The sequence below is a fragment of the Pseudomonas sp. NPDC099000 genome (genome assembly GCF_044759925.1).
GTDB lineage: Bacteria > Pseudomonadota > Gammaproteobacteria > Pseudomonadales > Pseudomonadaceae > Aquipseudomonas.
The window spans coordinates 35,869-49,393 of sequence record NZ_JBIWAF010000036.1 but is presented as its reverse complement, the minus strand read 5'-3'; the positions used below and the strand labels follow the sequence as shown (position 1 = coordinate 49,393).

16 protein-coding genes are annotated in these 13,525 nt (G+C 59.9%); 11 read left to right on the top strand and 5 right to left on the bottom strand.

All coding sequences use genetic code 11. From position 1 onward, the window contains the following. Nucleotides 1-33 precede the first annotated feature (33 nt). The 3 genes from ACIQV9_RS26415 to ACIQV9_RS26405 all read right to left on the bottom strand — a co-directional run bounded on the left by ACIQV9_RS26415 (nucleotide 34) and on the right by ACIQV9_RS26405 (nucleotide 2,180). The gene (locus tag ACIQV9_RS26415) at nucleotides 34-462 is read right to left on the bottom strand and encodes a DUF6124 family protein (protein WP_403107720.1); all 429 of its coding nucleotides are present in this window, start codon (nucleotides 460-462) and stop codon (nucleotides 34-36) included. A 426-nt stretch (nucleotides 463-888) separates the two neighbouring features. After that, entirely contained in the window at nucleotides 889-1,647 is a 759-nt protein-coding gene (locus ACIQV9_RS26410) for a slipin family protein (RefSeq protein ID WP_131060480.1), read from the bottom strand. A 2-nt stretch (nucleotides 1,648-1,649) separates the two neighbouring features. Beyond that, nucleotides 1,650-2,180, bottom strand: coding sequence for an NfeD family protein (locus tag ACIQV9_RS26405; protein WP_403107717.1), 531 nt, complete (start codon nucleotides 2,178-2,180; stop codon nucleotides 1,650-1,652). Nucleotides 2,181-2,378: 198 nt separating this feature from the next. Between ACIQV9_RS26405 and ACIQV9_RS26400 the strand changes: the two genes are divergently transcribed. From ACIQV9_RS26400 to ACIQV9_RS26385, 4 genes are all read left to right on the top strand, one after another. Next, a complete protein-coding gene (locus ACIQV9_RS26400) occupies nucleotides 2,379-2,840 on the top strand; it encodes an aminoacyl-tRNA deacylase (protein WP_403107715.1) in 462 nt (153 codons plus the stop codon). 139 nt (nucleotides 2,841-2,979) lie between these two features. Next, nucleotides 2,980-3,225: a DUF2789 domain-containing protein gene (locus tag ACIQV9_RS26395; RefSeq protein WP_140680347.1), complete on the top strand. Its 246-nt coding sequence runs from the start codon at nucleotides 2,980-2,982 to the stop codon at nucleotides 3,223-3,225. Nucleotides 3,226-3,370: 145 nt separating this feature from the next. After that, nucleotides 3,371-3,616, top strand: a complete 246-nt coding sequence (locus tag ACIQV9_RS26390; RefSeq protein ID WP_109627204.1) for a type II toxin-antitoxin system Phd/YefM family antitoxin — start codon at nucleotides 3,371-3,373, stop codon at nucleotides 3,614-3,616. Continuing rightward, on the top strand, nucleotides 3,606-3,866 hold the full coding sequence (locus ACIQV9_RS26385; RefSeq protein ID WP_403107712.1) for a type II toxin-antitoxin system RelE/ParE family toxin: 261 nt from the start codon (nucleotides 3,606-3,608) through the stop codon (nucleotides 3,864-3,866). Before ACIQV9_RS26390 ends, ACIQV9_RS26385 begins: the two co-directional genes overlap by 11 nt. Nucleotides 3,867-3,903: 37 nt before the next feature. Here the strand turns inward: ACIQV9_RS26385 and ACIQV9_RS26380 are convergent, their stop codons facing one another. Beyond that, nucleotides 3,904-4,086: a hypothetical protein gene (locus ACIQV9_RS26380; protein ID WP_403107710.1), complete on the bottom strand. Its 183-nt coding sequence runs from the start codon at nucleotides 4,084-4,086 to the stop codon at nucleotides 3,904-3,906. A 192-nt stretch (nucleotides 4,087-4,278) separates the two neighbouring features. Between ACIQV9_RS26380 and ACIQV9_RS26375 the strand changes: the two genes are divergently transcribed. From ACIQV9_RS26375 to ACIQV9_RS26345, 7 genes are all read left to right on the top strand, one after another. Further along, nucleotides 4,279-4,707: a MarR family winged helix-turn-helix transcriptional regulator gene (locus ACIQV9_RS26375; protein ID WP_403107708.1), complete on the top strand. Its 429-nt coding sequence runs from the start codon at nucleotides 4,279-4,281 to the stop codon at nucleotides 4,705-4,707. Next, a complete protein-coding gene (locus tag ACIQV9_RS26370) occupies nucleotides 4,704-6,776 on the top strand; it encodes an FUSC family protein (RefSeq protein ID WP_403107706.1) in 2,073 nt (690 codons plus the stop codon). The genes ACIQV9_RS26375 and ACIQV9_RS26370 overlap by 4 nt, the downstream gene beginning before the upstream one ends. Then, on the top strand, nucleotides 6,773-6,982 hold the full coding sequence (locus tag ACIQV9_RS26365) for a DUF1656 domain-containing protein (protein ID WP_010464893.1): 210 nt from the start codon (nucleotides 6,773-6,775) through the stop codon (nucleotides 6,980-6,982). Before ACIQV9_RS26370 ends, ACIQV9_RS26365 begins: the two co-directional genes overlap by 4 nt. After that, the gene (locus ACIQV9_RS26360) at nucleotides 6,979-7,866 is read left to right on the top strand and encodes an efflux RND transporter periplasmic adaptor subunit (RefSeq protein ID WP_403107704.1); all 888 of its coding nucleotides are present in this window, start codon (nucleotides 6,979-6,981) and stop codon (nucleotides 7,864-7,866) included. Before ACIQV9_RS26365 ends, ACIQV9_RS26360 begins: the two co-directional genes overlap by 4 nt. Continuing rightward, on the top strand, nucleotides 7,863-9,311 hold the full coding sequence (locus tag ACIQV9_RS26355) for an efflux transporter outer membrane subunit (protein ID WP_403107702.1): 1,449 nt from the start codon (nucleotides 7,863-7,865) through the stop codon (nucleotides 9,309-9,311). Before ACIQV9_RS26360 ends, ACIQV9_RS26355 begins: the two co-directional genes overlap by 4 nt. An 81-nt stretch (nucleotides 9,312-9,392) precedes the next feature. Beyond that, nucleotides 9,393-10,028, top strand: coding sequence for an NADH:ubiquinone oxidoreductase subunit N (locus tag ACIQV9_RS26350; protein ID WP_403107700.1), 636 nt, complete (start codon nucleotides 9,393-9,395; stop codon nucleotides 10,026-10,028). Nucleotides 10,029-10,312: 284 nt separating this feature from the next. Then, nucleotides 10,313-11,818 (top strand): YdgA family protein, encoded by a 1,506-nt coding sequence (locus ACIQV9_RS26345; protein ID WP_403107698.1) that lies wholly within the window; start codon nucleotides 10,313-10,315, stop codon nucleotides 11,816-11,818. Between the two features lie 76 nt (nucleotides 11,819-11,894). On the opposite strand, the gene ACIQV9_RS26340 is transcribed toward ACIQV9_RS26345, so the two are convergent. Next, nucleotides 11,895-13,424 (bottom strand): FAD-dependent oxidoreductase, encoded by a 1,530-nt coding sequence (locus tag ACIQV9_RS26340; protein WP_403107696.1) that lies wholly within the window; start codon nucleotides 13,422-13,424, stop codon nucleotides 11,895-11,897. Between the last annotated feature and the right edge of the window lie 101 nt (nucleotides 13,425-13,525).

The following is a 13,525-nucleotide window of genomic DNA, read 5'->3' as shown; positions in this document are numbered from 1 at the left end:
GGAGATCGATTCATCAGGCCGAACTGGTGAAAATCAAGGCCTGCCTGACGGCAGGCCGTTACCGGCCCGCACACAAAAAATCTGACACTCTCGCGCCTGCGCCATCTTCAATTCCTCCCAATGATCCATCGCCCGCTCAACCAGCAACTGCACACCATCGGCCATGCGGCTGAGCGCCAGGGCGACCGAGCGCCGTGTCCCGTCCACATCGTCCGCGAGATCGGCCGCAATGGCGCTGATGGACAGCAGGTCTTCGGAGGCATTGGCCAGCAGGGCTTCGGTGTCGATGTCGGGGGAGACGGTAAAGAGATGGCCTTTGCGGCGTTTGGCTGGTTTTCCGTCAGCCGGGGGGAAGTAGTGGGCGAAGGCGCGGTCAGCGGCTTCTTTGAGTTTTTCGGCGTCGAGAGGATCTTCGGAATCATTGCCAGAGTTACCTGGCGGATTCGGCGTAATTTTGTGCATATATAAAAACTCCTAAACAGTAATTTAGAGCCGTCACCATTCGCTTGCACGCGAATAGGGTGGCGGCCGTGCGCAGGTGTGCAAGACCGGGACTGTTTAGGACACCCAGCAGATCCGAGGATCTCCTGCGCGCAGCCGCCATAAAGCAATGAGCCATGGCAATTGCGGCCTAAACAGTTTCGTCGGACTTGCACGTCCGTGTCACCGTTTATTCAGTGACAAGGCCAGACTAGACCTGGGTTCGGGTCGGAACAAGTTCACCAACACCACTACAACTTGAAGGAATCTCCGACGGAGTTACCAGACGGTGGTGTTTGTGGGGCAGCCAAAAGATCGCAGCCTCGTTTCACTCGACAGCTCCTACATTGGAATGCGTATCCATGTAGGAGCTGTCGAGTGAAGCGAGGCTGCGATCTTTTGGGACCATCAGGATTTGGACGACAAATCCGCCATCCCCTTGAGCAATTCGATCGGCAACGGGAAGACAATCGTCGACGTCTTGTCACCGGCAATCGAACTCAACGTCTGCATGTACCGCAACTGCATCGCCCCAGGCTGGCGGCCAAGCATTTCTGCCGCTTGCATGAGTTTTTCCGAGGCCTGCAATTCGCCTTCGGCGTGGATCACCTTGGCCCGACGTTCCCGTTCGGCTTCGGCCTGTTTGGCGATGGCGCGGACCATCGATTCGTTGAGGTCCACGTGCTTGATCTCGACGTTCGCCACCTTGATGCCCCAGGCATCGGTCTGGGCGTCGAGCACTTGCTGGATGTCGATGTTCAGCCGTTCCCGTTCGGCCAGCAGTTCATCGAGTTCATGTTTACCCAGCACCGCCCGCAACGTGGTCTGGGCCAATTGGCTGGTGGCCATGAGGAAGTCTTCGACCTGGATAATGGCTTTCTGTGGGTCGAGCACGCGGAAATACAGCACGGCGTTGACCTTGACCGAAACGTTGTCGCGAGTGATCACGTCTTGTGGTGGCACGTCGAGCACCACGGTGCGCAGATCGACGCGAACCATTTGCTGAACCACCGGAATCAACAGGATCAGGCCAGGGCCTTTGACCTGCCAGAAGCGCCCGAGCTGGAATACCACCCCGCGCTCGTATTCGCGCAGGATGCGGAAGGTCGACCCCGCCAACGCGATCAGCAGTAACAGCAGCGCGGCAAAACCCAGTTGCAGGCCCATGTCTATTCTCCCTTCGACGCCGCATCAGCCGCGGCCACTTCCAGCAGTAATCCCTTGCGTGCCACCACCCGGACGCTTTGCCCGGGCTGCAACGGCGTGGTGCTGAGCACTTGCCACTTTTCTCCTTGCAGGTGCACCCAGCCGTTATAGGCATTGCCGGCCAGCGACATCACCGGGGTCACGCTGCCAACCAGTCCTGCATCGCCACTGACGTTCTCTCGCGGTCGGGTTTTCAGGGCGTGGATCAGCAGGAAAATCAGCAGCAGGGCACTGATCAATCCCAGGCCGACCATCAACGGCACAGGCACTTCGGTGTTGGTCATGATCACCGCGCCGATCACGAACATCACAATGCCGCCCAGCCCGATCACGCCGTAATTGGGTAAGGCCGCTTCGGCGATCAGAAACGCGATGCCGAACGTGATCAGCCAGATCCCCATGGGGTTGGGAGCCAGCAGGACGACGGTGTCCGCCGCGAAGACCGATACGCTCAAGGCCAACAGCAGCGCAATTGCCCAGTAACGAGTGTTCACGTGACCCTCCGGGAGAGTCATTGATGGTTCTTTATACAGTCTAGCTGAGCTCTTGATTGGATGATTTTTGATCAGTTGTCGACGTCCGCCGATGGGCAGATTTCCCTCCGCAATCCCCCAGCGGGCCTAGACTTTCAGTACGAAGAAAAGTGTTAACCATCGTCCGCCAAACAGTGTTTGCGGACACCGAGGTGCATCATGCGAATGGCAAGAACCCTGCAGAGCAGCCTGGACAAGGCGCACTGCGAATATGACATCGTCTCCCACCCGCACTCGGCCAGCAGCCTTGAAACCGCGCGACTCGCGGGCATACCTGCCGAACGGGTGGCCAAGTCGGTGATCCTCGACGACCAACACGGGCATTTCCTGATGGCCGTGCTGCCCGCCAGCCGCCATCTGGACCTGAGCAAAGTGCGCAGCAGTGGCGAATGGCAGATCTCCCGGGAAAGCAACCTGCCGCACCTGTTCGATGATTGCGAACGCGGCGCTGTGCCAGCCCTGGGTGAGTCCTATGGGCTCGACATGGTCATCGACCCGTTGTTGACCCGCCAGAAAGACATTTACCTGGAAGCTGGCAACCACATCAATCTGCTGCGCATGGAAATGCCGCAGTTTCTGAAAATGGTGCCGCATGCCGAGGTGCGAGAGTTGAGCCAGTGAGTTTTGCGGCGTCTGTTACATCGCCTTCGCGGGCAAGCCACGCTCCCACAGGTGACAGCGTGATCCTGTAGGAGCGAGGCTTGCCCGCGAATGACTGCGCAGCAGTCACCCCATCATTTGCCATAAATAGGAGCCCGACATGGAATCCCCAACCCACAGTCTCCCTTCCCTGTTCAAACAACTCGGCCTGCCGGATGACGCCGAAAGCATCGACAAATTCATCGCCACCCATTCACCGCTCAAGCCCGAATTGCATTTGGCGGATGCATTTTTCTGGAGCGAGAGCCAGGCGGAGCTTCTGCGTGACGAAATTCTGGATGACGCGGATTGGGCTGAGGTGGTGGATCAACTGGATGTGCTGTTGCGGAAGGGGCGGGGAGTGTAAAAAAATCTGAGAGAAAATGGCGGAATGTAAAAAAAACTGGTGAGTGGTAAAAAAATCTGAGGACAAATCCAATTTGAGAGGTTTTTCTGGGTTGCTCATAAAACGTGAATGGACCAGAATCTAGACCTGAATTGAGGTCTTAATTATGCAAAATGTTCTGGCCGACATCGCTGTCAGCGTGTCTGAGTTGAAGAAAAATCCATCAGCGGTACTGAACGGCGCTCATGGCGGGCCTGTGGCAGTGCTAAATCACAATCGCGTCATGGGCTACATGGTACCGGCCGATGTTTTCGAGTGCATGATGGAGCGACTCGATGATCTGGAACTGGCGGAAATTGTCCGCTCTCGCAGGCATGAGACACCGGTGCCAGTAAATCTGGATGACCTATAAGCTCGAATTCCTGCCGTCCGCACGCAAGGAGTGGGACAAGCTGGGTCATACATTGCGAGAGCAATTCAAAAAGAAATTGGCAGAGCGACTTCAGCTCCCGCGAGTACCGTCAGACTCACTAAATGGAATGCCTGACTGCTACAAAATCAAGTTGCGCTCATCCGGGTACAGATTGGTGTACGAAGTTATTGATGAGCGTGTGGTCGTTTCTGTGGTGGCAGTGGGTAAGCGTGAACGCAGCGCTGTGTAAGACCGAGCCAAGAAACGTTAATAGGTTTCCGACCTTTCTACTCCGCCGCCTGAGCCCGCATGGCGGCAAATTTTGTTTCGATCTCTTCATTGCTTAAATATTGGCCCTGGCGCTGTGATAGCCGTGCCGCGTCCACTTTCCTTTGCAGGAAACCGCGGTACTGCTTTGAGTCTGCAGAATTCAAGGTGTTTTCAGATTCTGATGCAGGAGGTTTAGTCATTGTTAAGGCTCAATCAGGCAAAGCGTTACGAAGTTTCGAATGCTACGGCGATTCCTGCCGAAGCTAGGCATGGGTCATGCCCACCAATATGTTTCAAAACTTGACCAACTTTCCCCTCAAATGCCATATTGATAGTTAGCAAGCTAACAGTGTGTGTTTCCCCTCGTGCCGAAAAACCTCGACGCTCTCCAGATGACCATCAGCAGCTCCATGGTGGTGGCCGCCAGGCATTGGCGGAAGATCTGCCAGACCACGCTGGTCAACTATGGAATTTCCGAAGCCTGCGCCGTTCCGTTGTTGATGATCGGGCGTCTGGGCGAGGGTGTTCGGCAGGTGACGGTGGCGCAGGCGGCGGGGATGGAGAGCCCGTCGCTGGTTCGTCTGCTTGATCAGCTGTGTCATGCCGGCTACGTCTGTCGCACCGAAGACGCCCATGACCGGCGCGCCAAATGCCTGAGCCTGACGGGAACCGGTCGGGCGTTGGTGCAAGCTGTCGAGATTGAGCTGGTGCGTTTGCGCAATGAAGTGCTCGAAGGCATCGACCGTAGCGATCTGGAAGCGACGTTGCGGGTGTTGAGAGCCTTTGAAGCGGCCAACCCGCCGTCGGTGGCCAACCCTTGAGCGGATTTTTTACCGGCGTTCCTCCGGCGCGGGACTGGTTTTACGGGGTGCGCACGTTCGCGGCGTCGATGATTGCGCTGTACATCGCCATGCTCATGCAAATGCCGCGTCCGTATTGGGCGATGGCCACGGTGTACATCGTTTCCAGTCCGTTTGTCGGTCCCACCAGTTCCAAGGCGCTGTACCGTGCGGTCGGCACTTTTCTCGGTGCGGCGGCCGCGGTTTTTTTCGTGCCGATGTTTGTCCAGAGCCCCTATGTGCTGGTGGTGGTGATCGCGTTGTGGACCGGGACGTTGCTGTTCCTGTCACTGCATCTGCGCACGGCCAACAGTTACGCGCTGATGCTCGCCGGTTACACCTTGCCGCTGATCGCATTACCGGTGGTGGATAACCCGTTGGCGGTGTGGGACGTGGCTGAAGCGCGGACCGAAGAAATCTTCCTCGGCATCGCAGTGGCGGCGGTGGTTGGTGCCATGTTCTGGCCGCGGCGGCTGGCGCCGGTGTTCAACGATTCGGTGAACAAATGGTTCGCCGATGCCTCGACGTACAGCCTGCGTTTCCTCAGCCGCAACGTGCAGCCGGACGAAGTCAGCGCCTTGCGCTCGGCGATGGTGGCGACCTTCAACAGCCTGGAACTGATGATCGGCCAGTTGCCCCACGAAGGCGCACGGCCGCAAACGGTGCGCAACACCAAGGAACTGCGCGGTCGGATGATTCACCTGCTGCCGGTGATCGACGCCCTCGACGACGCGCTCTACGCCCTTGAACGAAGAACGCCGGAGCTTGTGGATAAGTTCTCGCCGCTGCTGACCGCGACCACCGAATGGCTCGGCCATAAAGATGCCGACCTCGGCCGCTGGCAAGCGCTGAAAGATCAACTCGACACCCTGCAGCCGTCCGCCGATGCGCTGAATGACCGCAAGCAGTTGCTGTTCTCCAACGCCCTGTATCGCCTCGGTGAGTGGATCGATTTATGGCAAGACTGCCGCAGCCTGCAAGACGCCATTCAGTGCGAAAGCCAGGACAGTTGGCGCGCGGTGTATCGGCATTGGCGTCTGGGTCGCCTGTCGCCGTTTCTCGACCGGGGGCTGATGTTCTATTCGGCGGCGTCCACAGTGACCGCGATCATCGTCGCGTCGGTGCTGTGGATTCTGCTCGGCTGGACCGACGGTGGTAGCGCGGTGATTCTGGCGGCGGTGGCATGCAGTTTCTTCGCCTCGATGGACGACCCGGCGCCGCAGATTTTCCGGTTCTTTTTCTGGACCGCGATGTCGGTGTTGTTCGCCAGCCTTTATCTGTTCCTGGTCCTGCCCAACCTGCATGACTTCCCGATGCTGGTGCTGGCGTTTGCCGTGCCGTTCATTTGCATCGGCACCCTCACGGTCAAGCCGCAGTTTTACCTGGGCATGCTGCTGACCCTGGTCAACACCTCGTCGTTCATCAGCATTCAAGGCGCTTACGACGCGGATTTCCTCAGCTTCGCCAACTCCAACCTGGCCGGCCCCGTCGGCTTGCTGTTTGCCTTTGTCTGGACCCTGATCGCCCGGCCATTCGGTGCGGAACTGGCGGCCAAACGCCTGACCCGGTTCAGCTGGCGCGACATTGTCAGCCTGACCGAGCCGGCCACGCTGGCCGAACACCGGCACCTGGGCGTGCAGATGCTCGATCGCCTGATGCAGCATCTGCCGCGCCTGGCCATGACCGGACAAGACACCGGCATCGCGCTGCGGGAAGTGCGCGTAGCGCTGAACGTGCTCGACCTGCTGGCCTACACGCCGCGAGTGCTCGGCGCGCCGCAAGTGCTGCTGCATCAAGTGGTGGCCGAGGTCGGCGAATACTTCAAGGCGTGCTTGAAGGCGGGCGAGCGATTGCCCGCACCGAGCCCGCTGCTGATGACCCTCGACCGCACCCGCCGCGCCCTCAACACCGAGTGTGATGACGGCGCGCGTCTGCACCTGCTGCATGCCCTGAGCGGGCTGCGCCTGTCGCTGCTGCCAGGGGTTGAATTCGTCGCCTCGGGCGAACTCGAAGAACCGCTTCCCCATGGCATCGATGGAGCGCCTTTATGATCGGTGATCTGGATATCAGCGGGGTGTTTTTGCCCACGCTGCTGGTGCTGATGGGCATTACGTATCTGTTGTTCCTGTTGGTGCACGGGTTGCTGACACGCCTGCACTTTTACCGTCTGGTCTGGCACCGGGCATTGTTTAACGTGGCTCTCTACGCCTTGCTGCTCGGCGCCGTGGACTCACTCAGTCGATACCTGATGACATGAAAAAACCTTTTTTGACCCTCGGTCGCGTGGTCCTGACCCTGCTGATCGTGACCTTCGCCGTCGTCGTGGTCTGGCGCATGGTGATGTATTACATGTTCGCGCCCTGGACCCGGGACGGGCACATCCGTGCCGACATCGTGCAGATTGCGCCGGACGTTTCCGGGCTGATCCAGCAAGTGGAGGTGCGCGACAACCAGTTGGTCAAACGGGGGCAGGTGCTGTTCAGCATCGATCAGGACCGATTCAAACTGGCCTTGCGTCAGGCCAAGGCCGCGGTCGCTGACCGTCAGGAAACCCTGGCCCAGGCGCAACGCGAAGCCAAGCGTAACCGTGGCCTCGGCAATCTGGTGCCGGGCGAGCAGCTGGAAGAAAGCCAGTCGCGGGTCGCTCGCGCCGAAGTGGCCTTGATGGAAGCTCAGGTGGCGGTGGACAGCGCCCAGCTCAACCTCGACCGCTCGACCATCCGCAGCCCGGTGGACGGCTACGTCAACGACCGCGCGCCGCGTGCGCAGGAATTTGTCACCGCCGGGCGCCCGGTGTTGTCGGTGGTGGACAGCAATTCGTTCCACATCGACGGTTATTTCGAAGAAACCAAACTCGACGGCATTCATGTCGGCCAGTCGGTCGACATCCGCGTGGTCGGCGACCGCGCACGTTTGCGCGGCCATGTGCAAAGCATCGTTGCCGGCATCGAAGACCGCGACCGCAGCAGCGGCAGCAACCTGCTGCCCAACGTCAATCCGGCCTTCAGTTGGGTGCGCCTGGCCCAGCGGATTCCGGTGCGGATTGCCTTCGACGACGTGCCGGCGGACTTCCGCATGATCGCCGGGCGCACCGCCACGGTATCGATCATGGATGACCAGCCGCAGGAGCCCGCGAAATGAGCAGGGCCTCGGGTTTGGCCGTCGTCGGATTAGGCGTGTTGCTGTCGGCCTGTCAGGTGGTCGGGCCGGATTATCATTTGCCGGACGACGCGGCCATCCACCGCGAAGACGTGCAGGGCGACCTGGCGGCGAACGGTAAAAATGTAGTGTCGGCCCCGGTGCCCGCCGATTGGTGGCGCCTGTATCAGGATCCGCGCCTGGACCAATTGGTGCAGCAGGCGATGGTCACCAACACCGATTTACGCGTGGCGGCGGCGAGCCTTTCCCGGGCCCGCGCTCAGGTTGACGAAGCGCAAGCAGCGGGCGGCTGGAGCGGCGGTGTGAAGATGGGCGCCCAGCGCTTGCAGGAGTCCGGCGAAGCCTTCTTGCTACCGGAGAAAGTGCCGGTGGCCAACGTCGGCGACATTGGCATTACCACCTCGTATCAGTTCGACCTGTTCGGCACCTTGCAGCGTGGCATCGAAGCGGCCAAAGCCAATGCCGACGCGACTCAAGCCGCCGCCGATACCGCACGCATCACCTTGGTGGCCGATGTGGTCCGGGCGTACACCCAAGTGTGCGCGGCCAATGAAGAACGGGAAATCGCCCAGCATTCCCTCGACCTGCAAGCCCAGGGCACCACCCTGATCCAGCGTCTGCGCGACGCCGGGCGCGGCGATGAAACCCAGGTCACTCGCTCGCAAACCCAATTCAAATCCTTGCGCGCCGACATGCCGCGTTATGAAGGGGTGCGTCAGGCCGGGTTGTTCCGTTTGTCGATGCTGTTGGCCAAACCGGTCGATCAATTGCCGGCCGGGACCGCCACCTGCAACGAACTGCCGAGAATCACTCAATTATTGCCCGTCGGTGACGGCGCCACCTTGCTCAAGCGCCGCCCCGATGTGCGCCAGGCCGAACGTCGACTGGCCGCCGCAACCGCCGGCATCGGCATCGCCACGGGTGAGCTGTACCCGGACATCAGCATCGGTGCCACCGTCGGCACCGTCGGTATCCTGGAAAACCTCGGCAAACCGGCAACCAACCGCTGGGGCTTCGGGCCGTTGCTGAGCTGGACCGTGCCGTCCAACGGCTCCCGGGCGCGAATTCGCGAGGCCGAAGCCGCCACCCAAGGCACGTTGGCGCATTTCGACGGCGTGGTGCTCAACGCCATCCGCGAGACCCAGACCAGCCTGGCGCAGTACTCGGCGCAGCTGCAACGTCGCGATGCGTTGGCCGACGCCGAACAATCGGCACAACTGGCCGCCGATCAGACCCACCGCTTCTTCCAGGCCGGCCGCGCATCGTTCCTGGCGGACCTGCAAGCCACCCGCACTTACACCGATGTACGGGCGCAACTGGCCTCCGCCAACACGCAAGTTGCCATGAGCCAGATCGATCTGTTCCTCGCGTTGGGCGGTGGCTGGGAAAGCGGACGAACGCAAGGCACGAACCCCGGCAAACCCTGAGGCCGTTGCTATGCTTTGACTTGATGAGGTCGCGCGTCGGGCTCATCAATCAAGGCTCGCGTTGGTCATGGGGATCTAATAATGAAAAACCCTTATGCTCCCGGCTTCTGGTGCGCTATCGCGGCATTGGTTCTGCTGTCGGCCACCTATTTCTACGGCATCATGCTGGCCCACCAGATCGACAAGGCGCTGGTGTTCCTCGACAGCGCAGCGGCGCTGATTGCCGTGATGGCAATCGTCGTGGTGGCCTGGGCTTCAGTCCAGGGCCAGCGCATCAAGAAAAGACAACTCGAACAAGGCAAGACGCTGGTGCTGATCTGGGACACCAAGGTGGCGTTGCGTCGGGTCGAAACGGTGTTCGACCGGTATTTCTGGGGCAGCTACTGGCAACCGGGGCGAACGTTCCAGGAAGTCATGGGCGAACTGACCGGCACGCCGCTGGAAAAAAGCCTCGAGACCTTGAAGAAGCAATGCCTTGAACTGGACAAGCAAGTCTCCGACGACGACAGGCACTGGCTCAACAATGCCCGTGAGCTCTCCGATGTCGCCGCCGCAATGGCCCGCGAACGCTATCAGCTGGACTTCTGCGATCCGCGCGCGGACGTGACCGGTGGGGCGGTGATCAATCGCGATTTTGAAGTGCTGGTGTACACGTGGACTGCACGGCTCAAAAGCTTTGATCATCAGCTGGATGAGATGGAAGTTCAGTATTCCTGAATTGATGTTGCCTCGGTCGACGCCTTCGCGGGCAAGCCTCGCTCCTACAGGTATTGCATGATCCTTGTAGGAGCGAGGCTTGCCCGCGAAGGCGATTTCATGCCTGCCGAAACTCTCAACCCTCATGCGCGGTCCATAGACACTCTTTAACCTTTAAACATTGGGCCGCCCGGTGCGCCTGATGCTAATCTCCCTCGCACTTTCAGCGCAGTCGTGACCGCAACCCGTCATGGGTTCAGGGAAGACGACCACATTTTCAACAACGGACATTGATCGGGTAATTCATGAATAAATCAGCAGGCGTGCTTCTTGGAATCGTCGTTGCCATCGGTGCAATCAGCGCCGGCGGTGCCTGGTACACCGGCACCAAAATCGAAGGTGTGCTGAACACCTCGATCGCCGACGCCAACAAAGAGCTGAAAGCCGCGCTGGTGGGTTCCAATGGCACGGCATCGCTGGAACTGGTCTCGCTGGAGCGCCACGTGTTCAGCAGCACCGCGCACTACCGCCTCAAGGGCGAAGGCGAAATGTTTGGTGAAGCGCCGGTCGAGTTGCTGTTCGTCGACCACATCGAACACGGCCCGCTGCCGTTCTCGCGCCTGGTATCGCTGAAATGGCTGCCGGTCATGGCCACCAGTCATTACGAACTGGAAAGAACTCCAACCACCGAGAAATGGTTTGCCGCTGCCAAGGACAAGTCGCCGCTCAAGGGCGTGGTCAATATCGGTTACGACAATTCCACCAACGGCACCCTGCAATTGCTGCCGCTGGACGTGGCGCTTGACGACAAATCCAGCCTGAAGTTTTCCGGGCTCAACCTCGATGTCGCGGCCAGCGCACAAGCGCAGAAGGTCAAGGCCGACGGGTACATGGACAGCCTGACACTGAGCACAGTGGCTGAAGATCAGACGCCGGTGAAGGTCGAGCTGAACGGCCTGACCGTGGCCAGCAACCTGACAAAAAGTACCTACGGCTACTACACCGGCGACAACACCCTGGAGTTGACCGACAGCAAAACCACCTTCGGCGCCAAGCAATCTGTACTGGGTTTCAAGAAATTTGAAATGAAGAACCAGACCGAAGAGTCGGGCACCAGCGCTTCGGGGCGTGCCGATTACAAGGTTGGCGAAGTGTCGCTCAATGGCAAGAATGTCGGCTCTGCGCAGATGGCCATGAGCCTGAAGAACCTCGACATCCCGGCGACCATGTCGCTGATGCAGATCTACCAGACCAAACTGCAGCCTTACGAAAAGGCTGCCGCTGAGGCCGCTGCTGCCGGTGAACCGGCCCCGGAACTGGTCTTGACCCCGGAAGAAGAGGCACAGGTCAAAACCGGCCTGGAAAAACTGCTCGCCGCTGGCCCGCAGGTGGCCCTGGAGAATCTGTCGTTCAAATCCACCAACGGTGAAAGCCGCGCCAACCTGGTGCTCGATCTGACCAAGCCGAAGTCCATGGACTTGCCGCCAGACCAACTGACCCAACAGCTGATTGCGCTGCTGGATTTCAATCTGCAAGTGTCCAAGCCAATGCTCGTTGACCTGCTCACTGTGCAGTCGCAAATCGACGGTCAGACCGACACCAAGCTCATAGCCGATCAGGCGACGGCGACTGCAGACATGTTCAGCAGCATGGCGGTCGGTACGCAATTGGCCAAGCTGGAAGGCAACGACGTCGTCACCCAGTTGCATTACGCCAACAATCAGGTTGAATTCAATGGCCAGAAAATGACCGTTGAACAATTTGTCGGCTTCGTGATGAGCAAGCTCGGCGGCGTTGCACCGATTCAGTAAAACCGCTCGCTTCAACGTAACGCCCGGTCTCTGCCCTACGCAGAGGCCGGGCGTTTTGCTGTCGGGTGTTTAAAGGCTAATCCACATCCCGAATCAACCGCCACGCCTCATCCACCGGCAGCGGTTGCTTCATACGTTCAGCGAGCATCGCCATCGCCCGCTCTTTGTCGCAGGCAACAGCCGCCGCGACCACGCCGTTCTTGCTGAACAGGCCGATAAAGGGCGGATGGTCAGGGTTGCCCTTGAACTCGACTTCGTCCCAGCTTTCGGCGTGGCCGAGGTAGTCGTAATTTTTGCCGAAGTGCCAGGTCCAGAAATACGGTACGTCGAGGTAGTGTTCGTCGCCGCCAAGCATGTTCGCCGCTGCGATTCGCGCCTGTTGCTGGGCCAGGCGCCAGTGTTCGATGCGCTGGGGCTGGCCGTTGAGCGGGAAGGTCGCGATATCACCCGCCGCCCAAAGCCCATCGGCCACGCGCATGCCGCCGTCGGCCTGCAATGAACGATCTTTTTCCTTGGGCAGGTCGGCAAACGGTTCTGTTGCCGGGCTGACACCGATGCCGACCAACACCAGGTCGGCTGGCAAACGTTGACCGTTTTCCAGTTTCACCGCGTCGACCTTGTCCGTGCCTTCGATCTGCGCGGCTTCGCTGTCGGTATGAAACACCACACCATTGGACTGGTGCAGGGCACGAATCGCGTTGCCGGCCGCCTCGCCGAACTGCTTGGCAAACGGCACCGCGTGGCGTGCCAGAACGGTAACCTCCAGACCGTATTGGCGCAGGGCCGACGCAGACTCCAGGGCAATAAAGCTGTCGCCGATGATCACCGCCCGTTGACCTGGTTTTGCAGCGCTCAGAATCCGCGTCGCCTGATCCTTGGAGCGCAACAGGAAGACTTGCGGCAAGTCGGCGCCGGGGAGCTTGAGGGGGTTGGGTGTGCCGCCGGTCGCGAGCAGCGCAGCGTCATAGGTCAGTGACTGACCGTCGGCCAGTCGCAGTGTTTTGTTGGCCGTATCCAGGCTTGCCACTTCACCGTTTATTCGCTCGATGCGCTGCTCGCGGTAGAAGCTTTCATCACGTAGCGGCGGGACTTCTGCTGGCGGCATTTCCCCGGCAATCACGAATTTGCTCAGCACCGTGCGGTCGTAACCGGCATCGGCTTCGCGGTCGATCAACAGAATGCGGCCGCCGAAGCCTTTCTCGCGCAATGCCGCCGCCCCCGCCGTGCCGGCTGCACCGGCCCCGATGATCACAAACGTGCGCTCATCATCGGCCGGAGGAGTGTGGGGATCCGACAGTGGCTGATCGTCGACCCAAACCTCGTCGTCGCGCATTTCCAGGGGATAGCGCTTGAGGCTGTCCAGGGAAGGCGGTTCACACAGCCCGCCATCCTCGATCCGATACGCGGCCTTGTGCCACGGGCAGATCAGGCGCCCATGACACAGCGCACCCTCGGCCAGCGGCGCCCCGGCGTGGGGGCATTCACCTTGATAGGCGCGCAATTGATCGCCGACCCGTAGCAAAAGGATTTTGGTGTCCGCGATCCGTACTTCCAGGCCTCGGTTTTCGGGCACATCGGCGAAACGGGCGACGCGGTGCAGGGCCATGATCACTCTCCAGGCGGGCGTTCACTTAAGAGTTTGGCGCGTAACCCGAGGTTCAGCCAATTCCCACTGCCACCGCACGAACGGTACCGCTATAGTTCGCA

Coding starts and splice junctions, on each gene's coding strand:
- ACIQV9_RS26415 (WP_403107720.1), bottom strand. CDS start 462: ATGCACAAAATTACGCCGAATCCGCCAGGTAACTCTGGCAATGATTCC.
- ACIQV9_RS26410 (WP_131060480.1), bottom strand. CDS start 1,647: ATGGGCCTGCAACTGGGTTTTGCCGCGCTGCTGTTACTGCTGATCGCG.
- ACIQV9_RS26400 (WP_403107715.1), top strand. CDS start 2,379: ATGCGAATGGCAAGAACCCTGCAGAGCAGCCTGGACAAGGCGCACTGC.
- ACIQV9_RS26395 (WP_140680347.1), top strand. CDS start 2,980: ATGGAATCCCCAACCCACAGTCTCCCTTCCCTGTTCAAACAACTCGGC.
- ACIQV9_RS26390 (WP_109627204.1), top strand. CDS start 3,371: ATGCAAAATGTTCTGGCCGACATCGCTGTCAGCGTGTCTGAGTTGAAG.
- ACIQV9_RS26385 (WP_403107712.1), top strand. CDS start 3,606: ATGACCTATAAGCTCGAATTCCTGCCGTCCGCACGCAAGGAGTGGGAC.
- ACIQV9_RS26380 (WP_403107710.1), bottom strand. CDS start 4,086: ATGACTAAACCTCCTGCATCAGAATCTGAAAACACCTTGAATTCTGCA.
- ACIQV9_RS26375 (WP_403107708.1), top strand. CDS start 4,279: ATGACCATCAGCAGCTCCATGGTGGTGGCCGCCAGGCATTGGCGGAAG.
- ACIQV9_RS26365 (WP_010464893.1), top strand. CDS start 6,773: ATGATCGGTGATCTGGATATCAGCGGGGTGTTTTTGCCCACGCTGCTG.
- ACIQV9_RS26360 (WP_403107704.1), top strand. CDS start 6,979: ATGAAAAAACCTTTTTTGACCCTCGGTCGCGTGGTCCTGACCCTGCTG.
- ACIQV9_RS26355 (WP_403107702.1), top strand. CDS start 7,863: ATGAGCAGGGCCTCGGGTTTGGCCGTCGTCGGATTAGGCGTGTTGCTG.
- ACIQV9_RS26350 (WP_403107700.1), top strand. CDS start 9,393: ATGAAAAACCCTTATGCTCCCGGCTTCTGGTGCGCTATCGCGGCATTG.
- ACIQV9_RS26345 (WP_403107698.1), top strand. CDS start 10,313: ATGAATAAATCAGCAGGCGTGCTTCTTGGAATCGTCGTTGCCATCGGT.
- ACIQV9_RS26340 (WP_403107696.1), bottom strand. CDS start 13,424: ATGGCCCTGCACCGCGTCGCCCGTTTCGCCGATGTGCCCGAAAACCGA.